Origin of the sequence: Bifidobacterium miconisargentati (assembly GCF_019331675.1) — a bacterium.
Classification (GTDB): domain Bacteria; phylum Actinomycetota; class Actinomycetes; order Actinomycetales; family Bifidobacteriaceae; genus Bifidobacterium; species Bifidobacterium miconisargentati.
Window position 1 is genome coordinate 127828 of the sequence record NZ_JAHBBJ010000007.1, and the last position, 19917, is coordinate 147744.

A 19917-nucleotide genomic window follows, 5' to 3' on the forward strand; every position below is an offset into this window, starting at 1 on the left:
CTGGACATCGCCGATCCCGCTGCCGGCGATGTCATGTCGTTGCAGGAATATGACAGGCATGGCCAGTTACGAGCAGATCAGAAGGTTCGCCGACGAACATGCCGACCGTGCGCGAATCATCGAACATGAGACGGCGATCGTCGATTTGGAATCCGGCGCGAAGGTGTTCGATGTGACCAAAGCGGCGGCCACGTATATCGTCGAGGCCAAGGAGGGCGTGTTCGCCGTCGTCGCCTCCGCGGCAGGGCATCTGAAGTGGCGGCAGCTCGGACGTGCTCTGGGATTGCACCAGATTCACTTGGCCCCACCTGAGCTGGTCAAGGAACGCACCGGCTATGACGTCGGCACGGTAGGTCCGCTGCTTCTGGACGGCGTGCGCATGTTCTTCGACCAACGGCTTCTGAAGCACGACTTCGTCTATTGCGGCACCGAGGACGCGCATCACACGCTGGCCATAGACCCGCGGCTCATCATCGATTCCAATGACATTGCAGGGTATTTCGATAGCGCGGAATTCCTGAAATGACAGCCGGCGAGATGGGCCCCGGCTTTCATCTGCCGCCTCGCATCCGACTTATGGTATGGGCCTTGCACGATGCCCGTAAAGCATCATGCAAGGCCCATAATCAAAGACTCTATTAAACCAAGATTGACATGAATTCCATAGGACTACCCCTCAGCCGGCTTCGCCGGCAGCTCCCCTGACAAGGGGAGCCAAGAATGGGGCCATGTCAATCTTGGTTTAACAGTGCCTGCTCAAAAGCCGCTGCAACAGCTGCAAAAAGCCGCGCGTGTCACCGCGTCGCAGGCGTCACTTCTTCTTGTTCTGCTTCTTTTCGCGGATGTTCACCGAAATCTGGATCGGCGTGCCTTCGAAGCCGAACTCCTCGCGGAGGGAACGCTCGATGTAGCGACGGTAGCCGTGCTCGAGGAAGCCGGTGGCGAAGATCACGAAGCGCGGCGGGCGCGTGGACGCCTGCGTGGCGAACAGGATGCGCGGCTGCTTGCCACCGCGCAGCGGGTGCGGGTGGGCGGCCTGGATCTTGCCGAGGAAGGCGTTGAGCTTGCCGGTGGGGATGCGCTGGTCCCAGGATTCCAGGGCGGAACGCATCGCGTTGGCCAGACGGTTCGTGTGCCAGCCGGTCTTGGCGGACAGATTCACGCGCTGCGCCCAGGTCACGCGATCGAATTCGGTGATCCACAGGCGCTCCAGGCGCTGCTTGTCGAACTCGTCCATGGCATCCCACTTGTTGAACACCAGCACGATCGCGCGGCCGGCGTCCACGGCGGTGGACATCACCTTCAGGTCCTGGTCGGAGATTGGCTGCGAGGCATCGAACAGGATCAGGGCCAGCTCGGAACGCTCGATGGCGGCCTGGGTGCGCAGGGAGGAATAGTATTCCGCGCCGGTGAGCTTGTGCTGGCGGCGCTTGATGCCGGCCGTGTCGATGAACAGCCAGTCCTCGCCGTCGATGTCGATCACTTCATCGACCGGGTCGCGCGTGGTACCGGCCAGATCGTTGACCACGGAACGCTCCTCGCGCGCCAGCTGGTTGAGCAGGGAGGACTTGCCCACGTTCGGACGGCCCACCAACGCCACGCGGCGAAGACCGGAGGGCGTGAGGAACCCGGAGGTCTTCTCCGCTTTCTTGAGCTTGTCCAGCGCGACGTCGAGCAGGTCTCCCACTCCCCTGCCGTGCATGGCGGAAACCGGGTACGGCTCACCCAGACCGAGCTTCCAGAACTCAGCGGCCATGTATTCGCTGGCCTGGTCGTCGATCTTGTTCACGGCCAGGGTGACGGGCTTGCCGGAGGCGCGCAGCATCTTCACGATGCGCTCGTCCGTGTCGGTCATGCCCACCTGTCCGTCCACCACGAACACCACAGCGTCGGACAGCTGCACGGCGACCTGCGCCTGAGAGGCGATGGCCGAGTCGATGCCTTCCACGTCGGCCTCCCAGCCGCCCGTGTCCACCAACTTGAAGTCGGTGCCGGCCCATTCGGCGTCGTAGCTCACGCGGTCGCGCGTCACGCCGGGCGTATCCTCCACCACGGCGGCGCGACGGCCGAGAATACGGTTCACCAGCGAGGACTTGCCCACGTTCGGACGGCCCACCACGGCGAGCACGCCCACCGGCTTGGGGCCGGCCTTGCGTGCGCCGACCTCGAAGGCGCGGCCGGAGATCAGATCCTCGTCCGCCTCGTCCAGGTCGTAGCCCTCCAGGTTGGCGGCGTACTGCTCGTACTCCTGGTTCTCGATGGCGTCCTCGACCAGACCGATGAGGATGTCCAGCGTATGGGCGAAGTCCATGTCCGAATTGTCGATGGTGGTCACACCGTCGGCGGCGGTCTGGAAATTGGTCACCCTGGAATCAGCCTTGTCGCGGGCGGCCACGTCTTCGGCACCCACGCCCTTGGCGGCTTGGCCGGCGCGACGGGCCTGACGGACCTCCTCGCGGGCGGTCAGCAGCACACGCACCTCGGCGTCCGGGGCAACCACGGTGGTGATGTCGCGGCCTTCGGCCACGACGCCCAGTCCCTCGGAGAAGGAGTCGGCCGAGGCTTCACGGGCGATGTACGCGCGCTGGGCGGCGATGAGCACGTTGCGCACGGGAATGACGTTCGAGACCTTGGAGACGTGGGTGGAGACCTCGGAGGAGCGGATGGCCTCGGAGATGTCCTCATCGTCGGCGAAGACGCGCGGATCGTCCGGGTTCACGGAGATGTCGAAGTGACCGCCGGTGAAGAATTCGCCGACAGCCTCGGTCACCACGCGCTCGTCCACCTGTTCGGCGTCCAGGTCGATGCCCTGCTTGAGACACCACCACGCGCAGGCGCGGTACATGGCGCCGGTGTCTAGGTAGGCGTATCCGAAGTACTTGGCCAGCGCCTTGGACGTGGACGACTTGCCCACGCCGGCGGGACCGTCGATGGCAACGCGGATCACAGGCCGACCTCCTTGGACAGCGAACGGATTTCAGTCTGGGACAGCACGCGGTAGGAGCCGGGCTTGAGGTCGCCGAGCTTGATCGGACCGATCTGCGTACGGACCAGACGCTTGACCGGGAAGCCGATCGAGCCGAAGATGCGGCGCACGATGCGGTTCTTACCGGAGTGCAGCACCACTTTGACAATAGTGGCGTCACGGGAGGAGTCGATGATGGCGCAGTGGTCGAGCTTGATCCAGCCGTCGTCCAGCTGCACGCCGGTGGTCACGAGCCTGCGGCACACGGTGCCGGAGATCTTGCCTTCCAGCGTGGCCACATAGGTCTTCTCGACCTCGTACTTGGGGTGCATGACGTGCTGGCTGAGTTCGCCGTCGTTCGTCATGAGGATGAGGCCCTCGGAATCGTAATCCAGGCGGCCCATGTGGAAGATGCGCTCGTACTTGTCCCCCACGATGTCGCGCAGGGTGTAGCGGCCCTTCGGATCCTCCATGGCGGAGAGCACCTTCTTGGGCTTGTTCAGCGCCAGCGTGACGTGGTTCGGGTTGATACGGACGCGGGAGCCGTCCACGCGGACCTGCTGCTTGTGCGGGTCGACGCGCGTGCCGAGCTCGGTGACCAGTTCGCCGTCCACCTCGACGCGGCCTTCGGTGATCATGATCTCGCACTTGCGGCGCGAACCGAAGCCCGCCTGGGCGAGCAGCTTCTGGAGTCGAATGGAATTGGAATCGTCTTGTGCGCTTCTGGCGCGGGAATATGCGTTTGGCATCGTTCTCCCAACGTGGCCGGGCGGCGGGTTCCGTACGTTTGTCGTTTGAGGGTACGGGCGGCCGTCAATGTACATAAATTACGAGCTGGTGGACTGGATTTCCAGCCAATTCCAACCTATCCATAATACCGAGTGCCACGGACTGCTGCTAGACTGTCCGGTTGGGCGGGTTCGCCCGTCTTCCAAGAAATTGATGAAAAGGAAATGAAAATCATGGAAGAAACCAAGCAACAGCCGCTGGGCCTTCGCGTGTGCGCCGAACTGGCCGGCAGCTTCCTGCTGTGCTTCGCCATCTACGCCTTCTCCACCTGGGGTTCGGCCGTGTATGGCGTCAATGTGGTCTTCTCCGCGCTGGCCACCGCCCTGGCCTACGGCGTGGTCACCGCCATCTTCTCTCGTGTTTCCGGCGGTCAGCTCAACCCGGCCGTGACCGTGGCCGCGGTGCTCGCCTCTAAGACCAAGCTGGTGGACGGCGTGCTGTACGTGCTGGCCCAGGTGATCGGCGCAGTCGCCGCCGGCTTCGCGGTGGTCAAGTTGCTGCCCACCTCCGAGCAGGTGACGGCCAAGGTGTGGCTCACCCCAGCTGTGAACGGTTTCGAGCAGGGCTCCGTGTCCTACTCGCTGCTTACGCAGTACGGCATCACGTTCTCCATCACGCTGGCCATCGTGGTCGAGGTCATCGGCTCGCTCATCGTGGTGGCCGCCGCCATGTCCTCGCTCGGCGAGCACGGCGAGGCTTCCGACCGTTACGTGCTGACGATGGCCGCCGCCTACGGTCTGGCCGCCGCCTTCAGCTACCCGGTGACCGGCGTTGGCCTCAACCCGGCCCGTTCCACCGGCATCGCGCTGGCCACGATGAATCAGGGCCTGACGCAGAACCCGGTCCAACAGCTGTGGGTGTTCTGGATCAGCCCGGTGCTGGCCGCCGCCGTGGTGGCGCTGGTGATGATCGTCGCCCAGATGGCCACCACGCCGAAGGTGAAGGTCGCCGATCAGGAGTCGCTGGAAGGCCTCGACGGCGCCGAAGCCACTTCCGAGGGCGATACGGCTGAGACGCTAGCCGAAAATGGTGTTGCCGAACAGGCCGAAGAAGCTGAAATACGTGATCAGCAGGCCGACGCCCAGGGCGATGCCGATGAAGGAATCGAACGCCACTGAGCGCACCTTCCAAGGGCTTTTGTCCCGCATGATCAGGCGGATGAGCCCGGTAACGATGGCCGTCACGGAAAGCACAACCGTGGCGGCCATCGTGTATCCGAGGAGCGCCAGCAGCACGGCGGCAACGACGACGCCGAATACGATCCATTCGAACCATGGTTTGCCCTCGTGGGCTTCGGATACGTACGGATGGTTGTGCATGGCGACTTCCTTGTGAACACGAAATCAACGATTACGGATAAACATAAAACTTGGCTCCCCTCTCTACAAGGAGCTGCCTGCGAAGCCGGCCAAAGGAAGCTCATCACCACGGTCGGGTTGCTCCCCTCAGCCTCACTCCGTTCGACAGCTCCCCTCAAGGAGGGGAGCCAACATAGGACTATTCTCAGCGCAATGCCAAGACGCGCCGATCAGTGGAAGAAGTGGCGGGTACCGGTCAGGTACATGGTCACGCCGGCCTGCTTCGCGGCCTCGATGACCTCCTCGTCGCGGATGGAGCCGCCGGGCTGCACGATGGCCTTCACGCCGGCGTCGATGAGCACCTGGGCGCCATCGGCGAACGGGAAGAACGCATCGGAGGCGGCCACGGAACCGGTGGCGCGGTCGGCGCCGTCGGCCAGCGTGTTGGCACGCTCGACGGCCAGATGGCAGGAATCCACACGGTTGACCTGGCCCATGCCGATGCCCACGGTGGCCTGATCGTGGGCCAGCAGGATGGCGTTGGACTTCACGCAACGAATCGCACGCCACGCGAACACGAGATCCTTGAGGGTCTCGGCGTCGGCGGGCTCGCCGGCCACCAGCTTCCAGGAGTCCGGATCGTCGCCCACGGCGTTGATCAGATCGGTGTCCTGCACGAGCAGGCCGCCATCGATCTGGCGGATGGCCTCATGGCCCTTCGGCGGCTCGGCCACCTTGAGGATGCGCAGGTTCTTCTTCTTGGCCTGCAACAGCTCCAGCGCGGCGGGCTCGTAGTCGGGGGCCACGATGACCTCGGTGAAGATCGGGCGCACGCTTTCGGCCATCTCCAGCGTCACCGTGGAGTTGCAGGCGATCACGCCGCCGTATGCGCTCATCGGATCGCAGGCGTGGGCCTTCTTGTGGGCCTCGGCCGCGGTGGCGCCGATGGCGAGGCCGCACGGGTTGTTGTGCTTGACCACGGCCACGGCGATGGCGGGGGCCATGTCCCACACGGTGCGCCAGGCGGCGTCGGCGTCCACGTAGTTGTTGTAGCTCATCGGCTTGCCGCCGAGCTGCTCGGCGTGGGCGAAGCCGGTCTGGTTGAGCGGGTCGACGTACAGGGCGGCCTGCTGGTGGGAGTTCTCGCCGTAACGCAGGGTGTGCGCGCGATCCCAGGTACGGGTGAACTGAGCCGGGAACTTGGCGGAATCCACTTCAGTGCCCTGATCGTCACGGTCGATCTCGCTGGACTCGAGCGATGCGGGCTTGGGCCAGTGCTTGGCGGTCCACTCGTTGATGGTGGCGTCGTAGGCCGCAGTGTGGGCGAAGGCCTTGGCGGCGAGCCATTCACGCTCCTCCAGGGAGAAGCCGGTGCCGTCGGCCACGCGGGAGGCCACGAGGGCGTAGTCGTTCGGGTCGGTGACGATGGCCACGGTGGCGTGGTTCTTGGCCGCGCCGCGCACCATGGAGGGGCCGCCGATGTCGATCTTCTCGATGACGTCCGCCTCGGACGCGCCCGAGCGTACGGTGTCGGCGAAGGGGTACAGGTTGACGACCACCAGGTCGAACGGCTTGATGCCGAATTCCTCAAGCTGCTTGGCGTGCTCGGGGTTGGTCATGTCCGCCAGGATGCCGGCGTGGATGTACGGGTGCAGGGTCTTCACGCGGCCGTCAAGGCACTCCGGGAAACCGGTGACGTCCGAGACCTCGGTGACCTTGACGCCCAGCTCGGCGAGCTTCTTGGCGGTGGAGCCGGTGGAGACCACTTCGGTGCCGGCCTTCACGAACGCTTCGGCCAGAACCTCGATGCCTTCCTTATGAAAGACGGAAACCAGTGCTCGACGTATCGGCCGGTTCGTGTTTGTCATCCTGTTCCTCCTTGGTTGTGGATTGGGATTTCGATGGTTTCGGTTGGGATTGTACGTATACGGATTGCCGCGGCTTCCTGGGCGCCCCGTCCCGCTTCGCCCGCTTCCGCTGCCCGTCCGCTCCGGGTTTCGCGGCCGTATCCCCGTCTCCGGCGGAACCGTTGGCGGGTGCGGCGCCCGAGGTGCGGGAGGGATGCAGACGTTCAGCTATCCAGCCTACAGAAAAAACGAGTGCGGTGCCAATCAGCGCGACGAGCCATGCCGTGGCGAGCCCCAGTGCGGTGGGATGGCCCACGGCGCGGGTGGAGGCCATGACGCTCACGCCCACATGGGCGAGCCTGTGCTGGCCGAGCGACCCGTTGGACAGCGCGAACAACACCGTGGAGCCGAGGGAGACCAGTCCCGCGCTCAGGCAGAACGCGCCGGCCGGGTACGCAAGATCAAACACCATGGCCCGGCGATCGGAGTCACTGCGCACGCTGATGGGACGATATCGGAATCCGGCGGGCAGGAAGAGGGCCAACAGACCCACGAGCGTGGCCACGGCGAACGGCGTATTGAGCGCTATCGTGCGCCACAGTTCGCTGGAGACCGCTTCGGGCAGGATGCCGAACGCGGGTACCGCCGGCAGGTCCTTGGACTGGCCGACCCACAACGTGAAGCTGGCCACGTCGCCGATGACGAATCCGGAGCCGAACAGCCAGGAGACGGCCCATAGCATGAGGTTGGGCAGCCAGATGATCATGGCCAGTGTGGTGAGGATGCGCGATCCGGTTTCCATGCCGGACATCTCGAACACGGAGACCACGGCCGTATGGTTGCGTACGGTCCAGACGATGACGGTGATCAGTCCGATGAGCAGATACAGTCCCAGGATGATGGCCGCTACGGCGACGCCGGTCTTGAGGCAGTGCCGGACCTTGGCGGAGGACTGTTTGCGGATCCAGACCATCAGGTCCTTGAGCTTGTCCGAACCGGGCACCGCCGCGCAGAGGAATCCGAGCAGGAACACCGTGCCTGCCTTGAGCAGCGTGATCCATTGGTCGTCCACCAGACTCAGATGCACGGACTGGCGGAACCACTCGTTGAGGGCAAGCCATACGAGCAGCCCCGTCACGAGGGCGTGCGGGCCCGTGGCCTTGAGCCGCGCGACCAATGTGGCGATGAGCCAGATGAGCAATACAGTCAGCAGCAGCGGGGTGATGGTCAATGTGACGGAATCGGTGGCGAATCCCGAACCCTCGCTCAGCAGCACCACGGCTTTGGTGAGTCCGGTGGTGCCTGTGGTCAGGTTTTCGCCGCCCTCCTCCATGGAGATGACGAGCAGCATCAGGGCCACGTAGCAGCCCAGTGCGATGGCATAGATGGCCATGGATGCGAGGGCCGCAAGGGCTCCCCGCACCCATTGGCGAATCACTGCTTTCATGTGTTCGGCGGGCCGCACTTAGTCGATGTTGGCCTTGGCGAGCACGTCGCGCATGATCTGGGCAGCCTGGCCCGGGGTGCGGCCGACGGGGATGCCGGCGGCCTCCAGCGCGTTCTTCTTGTCCTGGGCGGTGCCCTTGCCGCCGGAGACGATGGCGCCGGCATGGCCCATCTGCTTGCCTTCGGGGGCGGTGAAGCCGGCGATGTACGCCACGACCGGCTTGGTCATGTGCTCCTTGGCCCATGCGGCGGCTTCCTGCTCGGCGAAGCCGCCGATCTCGCCGATCATCATGACGGCCTTGGTGTTCGGGTCGGCTTCGAAGGCCTCAAGGGCCTCGAGCAGCGTGGTGCCCACGATCGGGTCGCCGCCGGCACCCAGGCATGCGGTGAAGCCGATGTCGGAGAGTTCGCCCATGAGCTGGTAGGTCAGCGTGCCGGACTTGGAGACCAGGCCAAGCGGGCCGCGGCCCACGATGCCGTCCGGGATGATGCCGAGATTGACGCCGGGGTCGCCCAGCGTGATGAGGCCCGGGCAGTTCGGTCCGATGATGCGCACGCCCTTGCGCAGGGCAAGCTCCACGAAGTAGGCGGAATCGGCGACCGGGATGCCCTCGGTGATGACCACCACGAGTTCGATGCCGGCCTCGACGGCCTCGACCACGGCGTTCTTGGCGAAGCGCGGCGGCACGAATACCACGCTGGCCTTGGCGCCGGTGGCCTCGCGGGCTTCGGAGCAGGTGGCGAACACGGGGATGTCCGCTTCCTCGCCGTTGCGGGCGGCCGGGAAGGTGACGGTGGTGCCCGCCTTGCGCGGGTTCACGCCGCCGACGATGTTGGTGCCGGCCTTGAGCATGCGCGCGGTGTGCGTCATGCCCTGATGACCGGTCATACCCTGAACGATTACCGGTGCGCCGTCTTCGATGAACAGCATCAGCGAACCTCCTTGGACTTGGTGGCTTCGGCGGCCAGCTGGGCGGCCCTCTGTGCGGCGCCCTCCATGGTTTCGGACACATGGATGATCGGGTTGTTGGCTTCGGCCAGAATGTGCAGGCCTTCCGCCGCGGCGTTGCCGTCGAAGCGGACCACGATGGGCTTGGAGCTGCCAAGCGCCTTGACGGCCTCGAGGATGCCGTTGGCCACCTCCACGCAGGAGGTGATGCCGCCGTAGACGTTGATGAACACGGATTCGACCTGCGGGTCGGACAGGACGATCTCCAGGCTGCTGGCCATGACGGCCGCGGAGGCGCCACCGCCGATGTCCAGGAAGTTGGCTGGCTTGATGCCGGTGCCCTGCTCCTCGCCGGCACCGGAGACGGCGTCCAGCGAGCTCATGACCAGGCCCGCGCCGTTGCCGATCACGCCGACCTCGCCGTGCAGGTGCACGTAGTGCAGGCCGTGCTCGCGTGCCTTCTGCTCGAACGGGTCGGGCACGATGGGATCCACGAAGCGAGTCCAGCCGTCATGGCGGAACGCGGCGTTGTCGTCAAGGGAGATCTTGGCGTCGAGCGCGCACAGCTGCTTGGTGGATTCGTCGTCCGGGTCCCCGATCTTGGCCAGCGGGTTGATCTCCACCAGCGTGGCGTCGTTCTCCTTGAAGCAGCGCCACATCTTGAGCAGGATCTGGGCGGCCTGATCCACGTCCGCATGGTAGAAGCCGATGCTTTCGGCCATCTTGGTGGCCGCCGCGAGATCGAAGTCGCCGAGCGCCTCGATGTGCAGGCGCTTGACGGATTCCGGATGCTCCTTGGCGATCTCCTCGACCTCGGTGCCGCCGTTGGCGGTGGCCAGCACATCGAAATCGCGGGAGGTGCGGTCCACGGAGATGGACACGTAGTACTCGTGCAGGATGTTCTTGGCTTCGGCCACGAGCACGCCCGAGACCTTGTGTCCGTGGATGGTCATCGGCAAAATGGCCTCGGATTCGAGGATGGCCTCGTCGCGATTGTGGGCGATCTTCACGCCGCCCGCCTGGCCGCGATGGCCGATCTTCACCTGCGCCTTGATCACGCAGGGGTAGCCGATCTTGTCCGCCGCCTCGGCCACTTCATGGGAGTTCTGTGCGAAGATGGCACCCGGGGTGGGGATGTCCTGTTCCTCAAGCAGCTCACGCGCCTGGTATTCGTAAAGGTCCATGGATCCTTCCCTGACTAAATAATGGTCCGGCATGTAACTGTACACAGTACATGCCGGACCATGACAACAAACCGCGTGTTCGTGAGACGGCTCACGCGGGCATGGAGACCAACGAGCTGGTGGGCACGCCGCCGAGCTTGTCGATGCCGTCGAGTCCTTCGAGGCGCATCACGAAGCTGAAGCCGGCCACCTTGCCGCCGGCCTTTTCGATGAGATCCGCGCCGGCCTTGGCGGTGCCGCCGGTGGCGATCAGGTCGTCCACGATGAGCACACGCTCGCCGTGTGCCACGGCTTCGGTCTCAATCTCCACGCTGGCGGTGCCGTATTCGAGGTCATAGGATTCGCCGATGGTCTCGGGCGGCAGCTTGCCGGCCTTGCGGATGGCGATGAAGCCCTTGCCTAGGTGGGAGGCCAGCGTGGGGCCGAACAGGAATCCGCGGGATTCCAGGCCGGCAACGGCATCGAACTCGTCAGGCGCGACCGGCAGCGCCTCCTCAAGCGCCTTGAGCAGGATCCTCAGGCCCTTCGGGTCGGCGAGCACCGGCATGAAGTCGCGGAAGATGATGCCTTCCTTGGGGAATCCGGGCACGGATCGGATCAGGGACACCATGTATTCGGCGTCCTCCTGTCCGACCTTGCCCAATGCCTCGATGGTGATATCCGACTGTGCCATATGCTCGCCCCTTGATGACTTGTTGGTTGACGGTGTTGACGATGATGGGAACGTCCCGCGTGCGTGGAAGCCCCGCGGTACGAAAGCTTACTTCGCTTCGGTTTCGCCGTTCTGCTTGGTCTCGGCGTCGTTCGCCTCGGTGGTTTCGACGGCGGCGTCGACCGGCACCTGGCCGGCCTCGTCCGCGGCCGGGGCTTCCTGGTCCTCGGACAGCGGGTTGCCGTTCTCGTCCACCTCGTCGTCGGAGACGTAGGCCGGGCGGGTGTACTCGCGGGCGATGGCGTTGAAGCCGAAGCGCAGCTTGGAGCCTTCAGAATCGATGACGATCTCCTCGTACTGCTCATCGACCTCCACGACCTTGCCGATCACCTGGCCGATGGTGATGACCTCGGTGCCGGGCTGCAGATTGCGACGGAAGTCCTGACGCTCCTGCTGCTGCTGCTTGGACTTCTTGGACTGCCACCACATCATGCCGCCGATGACCACGACCATGACGATGAGCATAATATACGAAGAATCCACGGAAAACTCCTTCAGATCAACGGTCACGGCCGGTTATTGACACATGACCGGATTGTGCAAACAGGCAAAAGTCTAGAAGAGCTTGCTGACATCATCGTTGGGCGTAAGGCCCAGATGCTGCCATGCCTTCTCGGTGGCTACGCGGCCCTTCGGCGTGCGGACCAGAAAGCCCTCACGCACCAGATACGGCTCGCAGACGGTCTCCACGGTCTCGGATTCCTCGCCCACCATGGCGGCGAGGTTGTTGAGGCCCACGGGTCCGCCATTGAAGTTGCGCACGATGGCGTTGAGCACGGCGATGTCCAAGCGGTCGAGTCCCTCCGAGTCGATCTGGTAGAGCGCCAGCGCCTCCTTGACATCCTCCGGACGAACCACGATGAGGTCATGGACGATGGCCCAGTCACGCACGCGGCGCAGCAGACGATTGGCGATACGCGGCGTGCCGCGGGAGCGCAGGGCGAGCTCATGCGCGGAGCCTTCATCCAGGTTCACGCCCAGCACGTTAGCCGACCGCTCGATGAGCTTCTCCAATTCCTCGTGCGGATAGAAGTCGAGATGCGCGGTGAAGCCGAAACGCGCGCGCAGTGGGCTCGGCAGCATGCCCTCGCGCGTGGTGGCGCCGATCACGGTGAATCGCGGCAGGGTCAGCGGTATGGAGCTCGCGCCCGGTCCCTTGCCTACCATGACGTCCACGCGGAAGTCCTCCATGGCGATGTAGAGCAGTTCCTCGGCGGCTCTCGGCAGTCGGTGGATCTCGTCGATGAACAGCACCTCGCCGGTGTCCAGCGAGCTCAGGATCGAGGCGAGGTCGCCGGCATGCTGCACGGCCGGGCCGGAGGTGACGCGGATCGGCACCTCGAGCTCGTTGGCCACGATCATGGCCAACGTGGTTTTGCCCAGGCCCGGAGGACCGGCGAGCAGGATATGGTCGGGCGGCACGTCGCGTTTGCGGGCGGCGTCGAGGAAGAGCTGGAGCTGTGCCTTGAGCCGGGGCTGGCCGATGAATCCGTCCAGCACATGCGGGCGGAGCTCCTCGTCACTGACCGGCTCGTTGCCGATCGGCTGGGAGGAGACCATGCGCAGCGATTCCTCGTTGGCACCGGTGTTGGAAGTGCCGTAGTTCATGTCGTCGCTCATCAGCGGCCCCTATCCATGAGCGCCAGGGCGAAGCGCAGCACGCGCGGCACGTCGTCCGCCGCCAGCGGAGTGGTGATGTCGTTGTCGTTGATCGCCTCGGTGACGGCCTGTTGGGCGTCCTGCTGCCGCCAGCCGAGCGAGATGAGTCCCTCGATGACCTGTTCCATGCCGGTATCCACGGGGGACTTGACCGAAGCCGGACCGGAGGCCGAAGCGCCTTCGATCTGGCTCAGGTCGATGGAGCCCTTGAGTTCGAGGATGATCTTTTGCGCGCCCTTCTTGCCCAGACCGGGCGCCTTGGCCAGTGCCGTGGCGTCGTTGTCCGCGATGGCATGCGCCAACTGGATCGGTGTCAAGGTGGACAGCAGCGACTGGGCCACCTTCGGCCCGATGCCGGACACCTTGATGAGTTGCAGGAAGGTCTTCTTGGCATCCCGGTCCAGGAATCCGTGCAGGGTGACGGCGTCCTGCGAGATGTTCATGTACGTGTAGACGCGGGTCTCCTGTCCGGCGCGCAGCCGCCCCAGGTCGGTGGAGGACATGCGGACCTCGTATCCCACTCCCCCGACGTCGATCAATGCGGTATCGGCCTCAACCGATTCGACCCGCCCGGACAGCATGCCGATCATCGCCCACTCCTTGCGCAAATCCCCCGGATGCCGGGCGATCCCGCAGCAGCAGCACCCGCACACCCATAATCGAACAACTGTTCGAAGTATACTACATACCGCGGTCGTGGTTGATGCGGCGACGTGTCGTATGCTGCGCGGCCTCGGCCCATTGGCGCTGCGCGGGCGTCAGATGCTGCTCGCGTTCGCCGCCCTGCAGCGCTCCCGCAGGGCGCAGGGCATGGCAGATGGCCAAGGCCAGCGCATCGGCCGCATCGGCGGGGGTCGGCATTTTGGTGAGGTTCAGGATGCGCGTGACCATGCGTTCGACCTGAATCTTCTGGGCCTGCCCGTTGCCGGTGATGGCGAGCTTGGCCTCGGTAGGCGTATGCAGGGCCACCGGGATGTTGCGTTGCGCGGCGGCCAGCATGGCCAGTCCCGCGGCCTGGGCGGTACCCAGCACGGTGTTGCGGTTGGATTGGGCAAACACACGTTCGATGGACACGCTGTCCGGCGCGAACCGGTCCATCTTCTCCGCCAGGCCGTTGTAGATGGCCAGCAGACGCAGGTCCTGCGAGATGTCGGGCGAGGAACGCACCACATCCACGTGAATAAACGAAAGCCGGCGATGTTCGCCGGCTTCGATCACGCCGACCCCGCAGCGCGTGAGCCCGGGGTCGACGCCAAGGATGATCACTGGGGATTACTCCTCGTCGAGCTGGGCCATGACCTCGTCGGAGGCGGTCCAGTTGGAGTAGATGTTCTGCACATCGTCCAGGTCATCGAGCTTGTCGATGAGGTTTGACACCTTGCGGGCGTCCTCGAGGCCGAGCTCGACCTCGTTCTTCGGCTGCATGACCTGGTCGGCGGAATCGTAGTCGAAGCCGGCATCCTGCAGGGCCTTGCGCACAGTGAACAGGTCGGACGGGCCGGTGATGACGGTGAAGACCTCACCATCGTCAGTCACATCCTCGGCACCGGCCTCGGCGGCGGTCTCGAAGAGCTTGTCGAAGTCCACGCCTTCGGACGGGACCACGATCTGGCCCTTGCGCTCGAAGTTGAAGGACACCGAACCGGAGGTGGCCAGGGAGCCGTTGCCCTTGGTCAGGGTGGAGCGCACTTCGGCGGCGGCGCGGTTGCGGTTGTCGGTCAGGCACTCGATGATGAGGCCCACGCCGGCGGGGGCGTAGCCCTCGTAGACGATGTCCTCGTAGTTGGCGGCGCCGTCCTCGTCACCGGCACCGCGCTTGACGGCGCGGGCGATGTTGTCGGCCGGCATGGAGGCCTTCTTGGCCTTGTAGATGGCGTCGTACAGGGACGGGTTGCCGTCCGGGTCACCGCCGCCCAGACGGGCCGCGATCTCGATGTTCTTGATGAGCTTGGCGAAGAGCTTGCCGCGCTTGGCGTCGATGGCGGCCTTCTTGTGCTTGGTGGTCGCCCACTTGGAATGACCTGACATTAATGCTCCTAGCGATTAAACGAATGATGTCAAACGGAATGATTGTAGGCCGGTAATCAGACATAAGCGGTATCGACGTCTCCCCACCCGCGCGAATGCGGGTGTGAACGAGGCCGGAACCGCCCGTGGCCGATCAGGCCAGCGGAAGGTTGAGTCCGGGCGCGAGGCGTTCGAAGGCGGCGGCGTATGCGGCACGCTGGTCTTCGAGCAGGATCGGCATGGTGCGCGTCTGGGCCACGATGGGCATGAAGTTCGCGTCGCCGTTCCACCGGGGCACGACGTGCTGGTGCAGGTGCGCGGCCACGCCGGCGCCCGCAACCTCGCCCTGGTTGATGCCGATGTTGTAGCCGTCCGGATGCGAGACGGATTCCATCACCTTCATGGCGAGGGTGGTGGCCTTCTCGAACTCGAACAGTTCGGCGTCGTCCAGTTCGGTGATGAACCCCACATGACGGTACGGGCAGATCATGAGATGGCCCACGTTGTAGGGATACAGGTTCATGATGGCGAACACGTGCGTGCCGCGCCAGGCGATCAGACCGTCCTCGTCGGACTTCTTCGGGCCCGCGCAGAACGGGCACTCCTTGGTCTTCGGCTTGGTGGGCCTGTCCTCGCTGTTGCGCAGCACGTAGGTCATGCGCTGCGGGGTCCACAGGCGTTCGACCGTATCCTCCTGGGGAGGGAAATCGGCCGGGTCGTCGACACGCACTTGTTCGGTCATCGGTATGCTCTCAACCTTCGGGGTATCGGGGGCTCCCCTCGTCTGAGGGGAGCCGGGTGAGGAAATGACTCAGTCCTCGGTGGCGGCCTTGAAGTCGTCGACGGAATTGACCTGGACGCGCTTCTTGATCACGGTGAGGATCTTGGCGCGGGCCTCGTCCACCGGCACGCCGTTGAGCTGGCTGCCGTCGCGGAAGCGGAAGCTGACCGCGTTGTTGTTCATGTCCTCCTCGCCGACGATGAGGATGAACGGCGCCTTGGACTTGGAGGCGTTGCGGATCTTCTTGCCGAAGCGGTCGTCGGAGGAGTCGATCTCGCAGCGGACCATCTCGTCCTCCAGGGACTTGACGAATTCCTCCAGGTGCGGGGCGAACTCGTCGGCCACCGGCACGCCGAGCACCTGCACCGGAGCGAGCCACGCCGGGAACGCGCCGGCGTAGTGCTCCAGCAGCACGGCGAAGAAGCGCTCGATGGAACCGAACAGAGCGCGGTGAATCATCACCGGGCGCTGGTGGGTGCCGTCCTTCGCGATGTACTCGAGCTGGAAGCGCTCGGGCAGGTTGAAATCGAGCTGGATGGTCGAGACCTGCCAGGTGCGGCCGATGGCGTCGCGGGCCTGCACGGAGATCTTCGGACCGTAGAAGGCGGCGCCGCCCGGATCGGCAACGAGGCTCAGGTGGGAGGCCTCGGCGACCTCGCGCAGCGTGTTGGTGGCCTCCTCCCAGATCTCGTCGGAGCCGACGTACTTGTGCTCGTCCTTGGTGGACAGCTCCAGGTAGAAGTCGGACAGGCCGAAGTCGCGCAGGACCTTGAGCACGAAGGTGAGCAGGTTGGTCAACTCGTCCTTCATCTGCTCGCGGGTGCAGTAGATGTGGGAATCGTCCTGAGTAAGGCCGCGCACGCGGGTCAGGCCGTGGACCTCGCCGGACTTCTCGTAGCGGTACACGGTGCCGAACTCGAAGAGACGCAGCGGCAGCTCACGGTAGGAGCGCTGGCGCGACTTGAAGATCAGGTTGTGCATCGGGCAGTTCATCGGCTTGAGGTAGTAGTCGGCGCCCGGCTTGGTGATGTTGCCCTCGGCGTCCTTCTCCTCGTCCAGGTGCATCGGCGGGTACATGCCGTCCTTGTACCAGTGCAGGTGGCCGGAGGTCTCGTACAGGCCGCCCTTGGTGATGTGCGGCGTCTGCACGAAGCTGTAGTGGTACTTGCGGTGCATCTCGCGGGAGTAGTCCTCCATGGCGTTGATCACCGCGGCGCCCTTCGGGTGGAAGACAGCCAGACCGGGGCCGATCTCATCCGGGAAGGAGAACAGATCCATCTCGGCGCCGAGCTTGCGGTGGTCGCGCTTGGCGGCCTCCTCAAGACGGGTCTGGTAGGCCTTGAGGTCCTCCTTGGTGGCCCAGGCGGTGCCGTAGATGCGCTGCATGGTGGGGTTCTTCTCGGAACCGCGCCAGTAGGCGGCGGCGGAGCGCTCGATCTTGAAGGCCTTGATGAAGCGGGTGTTCGGCAGGTGCGGTCCGCGGCACAGGTCCTTCCAGACGGTGTTGCCGTCGCGATCCACGTTGTCGTAGAAGCTCAGTTCCTTCTCGGCGATCTCGGTGGCGGCGGCCGGGTCGAGGTGCGCCTCCTTGTCCTTGATAAGCTCGATCTTGAAAGGCTGGTCGGCCTCCTCGGCCAGAGCCTCATCCTCGGTCACCACGCGGCGGCGGAAGGACTGGGAGGACTTGACGATGCGCTGCATACGCTTCTCGATCTCCTTGAGATCGTCCGGCGTGAAGGGCTTGTCCACCTGGAAGTCGTAGTAGAAGCCGTCCTTGATCACAGGGCCGACGCCCAGCTTGGCGTTCGGGTAGATTTCCTGCACGGCCTGGGCCATGACGTGCGTGGCCGAGTGGCGCATGATCGCGAGGCCGTCCTCGGAGTCGAGGGCGATCGGCATCACGGAGTCGCCGTCGGCAAGCGGCGTGTAGAGGTCACGGTTCTCACCGTTGATCTTGACGGCGATGATGTTCTTGTCATCCGCGAACAGCTCGACGCCGGTGGTGGTTGCTTCCACCTCCTTCGCTTCGCCGTTGACTGTAATGGAGATGGTAGCTTGCGCCATGATTTGTCCTTTGCTATCGGGGTCCGCGTTACTAATGTGCAGGCCTGGACTGGTTAATCAACATGCGACACGATAGGAACGGCTCACGACATTCGCCATGAGCCGTGTACCCATGTGCCTGGCGGTTCAGGGCATCAGCCCGAAAGCCAGGGGAATGCACACGCCCAAAGCGGAGCCGATTAACGGACCGACGAACGGCACCCAAGCATAGCCCCAATCGGCATCGCCTTTCCCGGCAATAGGGAGCAACTGATATGCGAGTCTCGGGCAGAAATCTCGCGCCGGGTTCAGCGCCGCCCCAGATATGCCTCCCAGAGCCATGGTCAGCACCGTGACGACCATCGCTATGGCGAGTGGCCCGACTTGTGTGGGCGTGCCGCCGTTGACCGTTATCCAGATGACCAGTATCGCCGTTCCGATCGATTCGGTAACGACGTTCCAAAGCGGTGATGCCACCGCCGGTTTGGTGCAGAACACGGTCAACGTGACATCAGGATTCGCCGGCTCGGCGAAGTGCCTGCGCATCGCCATGAATCCCACACAGGCTCCGACGAAGGCGCCAAGGAACTGCGCGGTCAAGTAAATGGCCACATTCCCCATCGTCACTGCGATGCCGCCATCGTGGACCGATATGCCGTTCAATGTCACGGAGGGATCGGACCAATGTTGGATCACGCGCGCCAAGGTGACGGCCGGGTTCAGATGGGCTCCGGTAGGCCAAGCCACATACACGCCAACGAACACGGCCAATCCCCAGCCGAGCGATACATTAATCCAGTCATTTCGGTATGCGCCGGTCTTGGGCAACGAGCGGCTGCCGCACACCATGACGCCGATGGCGATCATCATCACGGTTCCGAGGAATTCGGAACCGAACATCTCACCAACGCCCATTCAACTCAACTCCTTGCAACCTTGATATCGGAAACCATCATTGCCCCTGCGCTCAGTCAGCCGATGCCTGCGAGACGTTCGCATACTCAGCCAACACCCGTTCGCGCAGCCGACGACCCTGCGGCCCCATGAACGAAGTGATGCTATTGAGCGGGGCCGCTCTGAAGAAGATCCTGTTGACCTCATCCTGCGGGAACACGGTCACACCTGCAGCCTCGAATCGGGAGACCTGACGCATGAATACATCACGCCCGATGGGATCCTCCATCCATTCGCCCATGGTCGACATATCGCTCAACGGCATTGATTTGCCGTCGCCTTCGATGGAGATCGACGTCGATGCTACGACATCCCGCGACGAAAAGCCCAGTTCGATCCGGTATGCCCCCGCTTCCGCATGCCAATCCGCATGGCGTTCGGACCAGTAGGAGAAATCACGTTCGCCTAGCTCGAAACGAACGGTCGTGCTCTCCCCCGGATCCAATTCGACCTTGGCGAACGCTTTAAGCTCATGAACCGGTCTTGCAGCCGCGGACTCGTGCCGTGGCGCTACATACAGCTGTATCGTCTGCGATCCCCTACGCTTGCCGGTATTGGTCACTGAAGCGCGAACCGTCGCCGAGGTTCTCCCAGTGACGTCGACCTGCATGTCCTCGACGGCGAATGTGGTGTAGCTGAGCCCGTATCCGAACGGATAGGCCACCGGCACATGCTGGGTATCATAATGCCGATAACCCACGAATACGCCTTCACCATAATCAACATTGCCTTCGCTGCCTGGAAAGTTCATCATCGAAGGGTCGTTTTCGAGACTCATCGGAATGGTCTGGGCCAAACGTCCCGTGGCATCGACGTCTCCATACAGCACATCGGCTGTCGCTCCGCCACCTGCCTGACCGAGAAGCCAGGACTCCAACAATCCACTGATCTCGTCTTGCCAATCGGCGACGGATACGACCGAGCCATTGGACAACACGACCACGATATTCGGATTCACCTTGCGTACCGCATGCAATACGTCAATCTGCTTGGAAGGCAAATCAAGTGTGGTGCGATCGTACCCCTCGGATTCCGCGAACTCAGGCAGGCCCAGGAACAACAGGACTTTGTCGGCCCCACGGGCAGCGTCCACCGCTTCCCGCGTCATCGATGGCTGCTGAGGGCCGTCATCGAGCGTGAACCCGGAAGCAAAAACAGGCGCTTGTGTTGTTTTCGTGGGTGTGGGTTCGTCGTTGAGCCGTTGAGGGAGTAAGAGAAGAGCGCTTCCTGGGTAGGATGTTTTCGACCAAGATAAACAAGCAACCAGCAAGCGCCTGATGAAC

General features: G+C 63.8%; 19 protein-coding genes. 2 read left to right on the plus strand and 17 right to left on the minus strand.

The window, feature by feature from the left end; all coding sequences use genetic code 11:
- Positions 1-58 precede the first annotated feature (58 nt).
- Complete coding sequence (locus KIH81_RS06010; RefSeq protein WP_214304528.1) at positions 59-526, plus strand: aminoacyl-tRNA deacylase; 468 nt, start codon at positions 59-61, stop codon at positions 524-526.
- A 285-nt stretch (positions 527-811) separates the two neighbouring features.
- On the opposite strand, the gene der is transcribed toward KIH81_RS06010, so the two are convergent.
- Both der and KIH81_RS06020 read right to left on the minus strand, forming a co-directional pair.
- Positions 812-2947: a bifunctional cytidylate kinase/GTPase Der gene (gene der / locus KIH81_RS06015; protein ID WP_214304529.1), complete on the minus strand. Its 2136-nt coding sequence runs from the start codon at positions 2945-2947 to the stop codon at positions 812-814.
- Positions 2944-3714, minus strand: coding sequence for a pseudouridine synthase (locus tag KIH81_RS06020; protein WP_109056086.1), 771 nt, complete (start codon positions 3712-3714; stop codon positions 2944-2946). The genes der and KIH81_RS06020 overlap by 4 nt, the downstream gene beginning before the upstream one ends.
- A 213-nt stretch (positions 3715-3927) precedes the next feature.
- On the opposite strand from KIH81_RS06020, the gene KIH81_RS06025 reads away from it, so the two are divergent.
- Positions 3928-4872 carry an aquaporin gene (locus KIH81_RS06025; RefSeq protein ID WP_214304530.1) on the plus strand — a complete coding sequence of 315 codons (945 nt, stop codon included), beginning with the start codon at positions 3928-3930 and terminating at the stop codon, positions 4870-4872.
- Here the strand turns inward: KIH81_RS06025 and KIH81_RS06030 are convergent.
- The 15 genes from KIH81_RS06030 to KIH81_RS06100 form a co-directional block, all read right to left on the minus strand.
- The gene (locus KIH81_RS06030) at positions 4771-5073 is read right to left on the minus strand and encodes a DUF3017 domain-containing protein (RefSeq protein WP_214304531.1); all 303 of its coding nucleotides are present in this window, start codon (positions 5071-5073) and stop codon (positions 4771-4773) included. The two genes, KIH81_RS06025 and KIH81_RS06030, sit on opposite strands and share 102 nt — an antisense overlap.
- 209 nt (positions 5074-5282) lie before the next feature.
- Positions 5283-6920, minus strand: a complete 1638-nt coding sequence (gene purH, locus KIH81_RS06035; protein ID WP_214304532.1) for a bifunctional phosphoribosylaminoimidazolecarboxamide formyltransferase/IMP cyclohydrolase — start codon at positions 6918-6920, stop codon at positions 5283-5285.
- Positions 6868-8346: a cell division protein PerM gene (locus tag KIH81_RS06040; protein WP_214304533.1), complete on the minus strand. Its 1479-nt coding sequence runs from the start codon at positions 8344-8346 to the stop codon at positions 6868-6870. The genes purH and KIH81_RS06040 overlap by 53 nt, the downstream gene beginning before the upstream one ends.
- An 18-nt stretch (positions 8347-8364) precedes the next feature.
- A complete protein-coding gene (sucD, locus tag KIH81_RS06045; RefSeq protein WP_214304534.1) occupies positions 8365-9276 on the minus strand; it encodes a succinate--CoA ligase subunit alpha in 912 nt (303 codons plus the stop codon).
- Positions 9276-10478, minus strand: a complete 1203-nt coding sequence (gene sucC, locus KIH81_RS06050; RefSeq protein WP_214304535.1) for an ADP-forming succinate--CoA ligase subunit beta — start codon at positions 10476-10478, stop codon at positions 9276-9278. Before sucC ends, sucD begins: the two co-directional genes overlap by 1 nt.
- 91 nt (positions 10479-10569) lie before the next feature.
- A complete protein-coding gene (locus tag KIH81_RS06055) occupies positions 10570-11151 on the minus strand; it encodes an adenine phosphoribosyltransferase (protein WP_214304536.1) in 582 nt (193 codons plus the stop codon).
- Positions 11152-11238: 87 nt separating this feature from the next.
- On the minus strand, positions 11239-11655 hold the full coding sequence (locus KIH81_RS06060; protein ID WP_214304557.1) for a preprotein translocase subunit YajC: 417 nt from the start codon (positions 11653-11655) through the stop codon (positions 11239-11241).
- Positions 11656-11745: 90 nt separating this feature from the next.
- Complete coding sequence (gene ruvB, locus KIH81_RS06065; RefSeq protein WP_214304537.1) at positions 11746-12810, minus strand: Holliday junction branch migration DNA helicase RuvB; 1065 nt, start codon at positions 12808-12810, stop codon at positions 11746-11748.
- Positions 12810-13439 carry a Holliday junction branch migration protein RuvA gene (gene ruvA, locus KIH81_RS06070; protein WP_214304538.1) on the minus strand — a complete coding sequence of 210 codons (630 nt, stop codon included), beginning with the start codon at positions 13437-13439 and terminating at the stop codon, positions 12810-12812. Before ruvA ends, ruvB begins: the two co-directional genes overlap by 1 nt.
- Before the next feature lie 91 nt (positions 13440-13530).
- On the minus strand, positions 13531-14115 hold the full coding sequence (ruvC, locus tag KIH81_RS06075; RefSeq protein WP_109056075.1) for a crossover junction endodeoxyribonuclease RuvC: 585 nt from the start codon (positions 14113-14115) through the stop codon (positions 13531-13533).
- A gap of 6 nt (positions 14116-14121) precedes the next feature.
- The gene (locus KIH81_RS06080) at positions 14122-14877 is read right to left on the minus strand and encodes a YebC/PmpR family DNA-binding transcriptional regulator (RefSeq protein ID WP_214304539.1); all 756 of its coding nucleotides are present in this window, start codon (positions 14875-14877) and stop codon (positions 14122-14124) included.
- 133 nt (positions 14878-15010) lie between these two features.
- A complete protein-coding gene (locus KIH81_RS06085; protein WP_214304540.1) occupies positions 15011-15598 on the minus strand; it encodes an HIT family protein in 588 nt (195 codons plus the stop codon).
- Positions 15599-15667: 69 nt separating this feature from the next.
- Entirely contained in the window at positions 15668-17701 is a 2034-nt protein-coding gene (thrS, locus tag KIH81_RS06090) for a threonine--tRNA ligase (protein WP_214304541.1), read from the minus strand.
- A gap of 126 nt (positions 17702-17827) precedes the next feature.
- On the minus strand, positions 17828-18595 hold the full coding sequence (locus KIH81_RS06095; RefSeq protein WP_214304542.1) for an MIP/aquaporin family protein: 768 nt from the start codon (positions 18593-18595) through the stop codon (positions 17828-17830).
- A 52-nt stretch (positions 18596-18647) separates the two neighbouring features.
- The coding region (locus KIH81_RS06100) for a glycoside hydrolase family 3 C-terminal domain-containing protein (RefSeq protein WP_214304543.1) at positions 18648-19917 on the minus strand (1270 nt) is incomplete at its 5' end.

Excerpts from the sequence above, each read along its gene's own strand:
- KIH81_RS06095 (WP_214304542.1), bottom strand. The coding sequence starts at position 18,595 with ATGGGCGTTGGTGAGATGTTCGGTTCCGAATTCCTCGGAACCGTGATG.
- KIH81_RS06010 (WP_214304528.1), top strand. The coding sequence starts at position 59 with ATGGCCAGTTACGAGCAGATCAGAAGGTTCGCCGACGAACATGCCGAC.
- ruvA (WP_214304538.1), bottom strand. The coding sequence starts at position 13,439 with ATGATCGGCATGCTGTCCGGGCGGGTCGAATCGGTTGAGGCCGATACC.
- KIH81_RS06080 (WP_214304539.1), bottom strand. The coding sequence starts at position 14,877 with ATGTCAGGTCATTCCAAGTGGGCGACCACCAAGCACAAGAAGGCCGCC.
- ruvB (WP_214304537.1), bottom strand. The coding sequence starts at position 12,810 with ATGAGCGACGACATGAACTACGGCACTTCCAACACCGGTGCCAACGAG.
- KIH81_RS06040 (WP_214304533.1), bottom strand. The coding sequence starts at position 8,346 with ATGAAAGCAGTGATTCGCCAATGGGTGCGGGGAGCCCTTGCGGCCCTC.
- KIH81_RS06055 (WP_214304536.1), bottom strand. The coding sequence starts at position 11,151 with ATGGCACAGTCGGATATCACCATCGAGGCATTGGGCAAGGTCGGACAG.
- sucD (WP_214304534.1), bottom strand. The coding sequence starts at position 9,276 with ATGCTGTTCATCGAAGACGGCGCACCGGTAATCGTTCAGGGTATGACC.
- KIH81_RS06025 (WP_214304530.1), top strand. The coding sequence starts at position 3,928 with ATGGAAGAAACCAAGCAACAGCCGCTGGGCCTTCGCGTGTGCGCCGAA.
- KIH81_RS06085 (WP_214304540.1), bottom strand. The coding sequence starts at position 15,598 with ATGACCGAACAAGTGCGTGTCGACGACCCGGCCGATTTCCCTCCCCAG.
- KIH81_RS06020 (WP_109056086.1), bottom strand. The coding sequence starts at position 3,714 with ATGCCAAACGCATATTCCCGCGCCAGAAGCGCACAAGACGATTCCAAT.
- sucC (WP_214304535.1), bottom strand. The coding sequence starts at position 10,478 with ATGGACCTTTACGAATACCAGGCGCGTGAGCTGCTTGAGGAACAGGAC.
- KIH81_RS06030 (WP_214304531.1), bottom strand. The coding sequence starts at position 5,073 with ATGCACAACCATCCGTACGTATCCGAAGCCCACGAGGGCAAACCATGG.
- purH (WP_214304532.1), bottom strand. The coding sequence starts at position 6,920 with ATGACAAACACGAACCGGCCGATACGTCGAGCACTGGTTTCCGTCTTT.
- KIH81_RS06060 (WP_214304557.1), bottom strand. The coding sequence starts at position 11,655 with ATGCTCATCGTCATGGTCGTGGTCATCGGCGGCATGATGTGGTGGCAG.
- thrS (WP_214304541.1), bottom strand. The coding sequence starts at position 17,701 with ATGGCGCAAGCTACCATCTCCATTACAGTCAACGGCGAAGCGAAGGAG.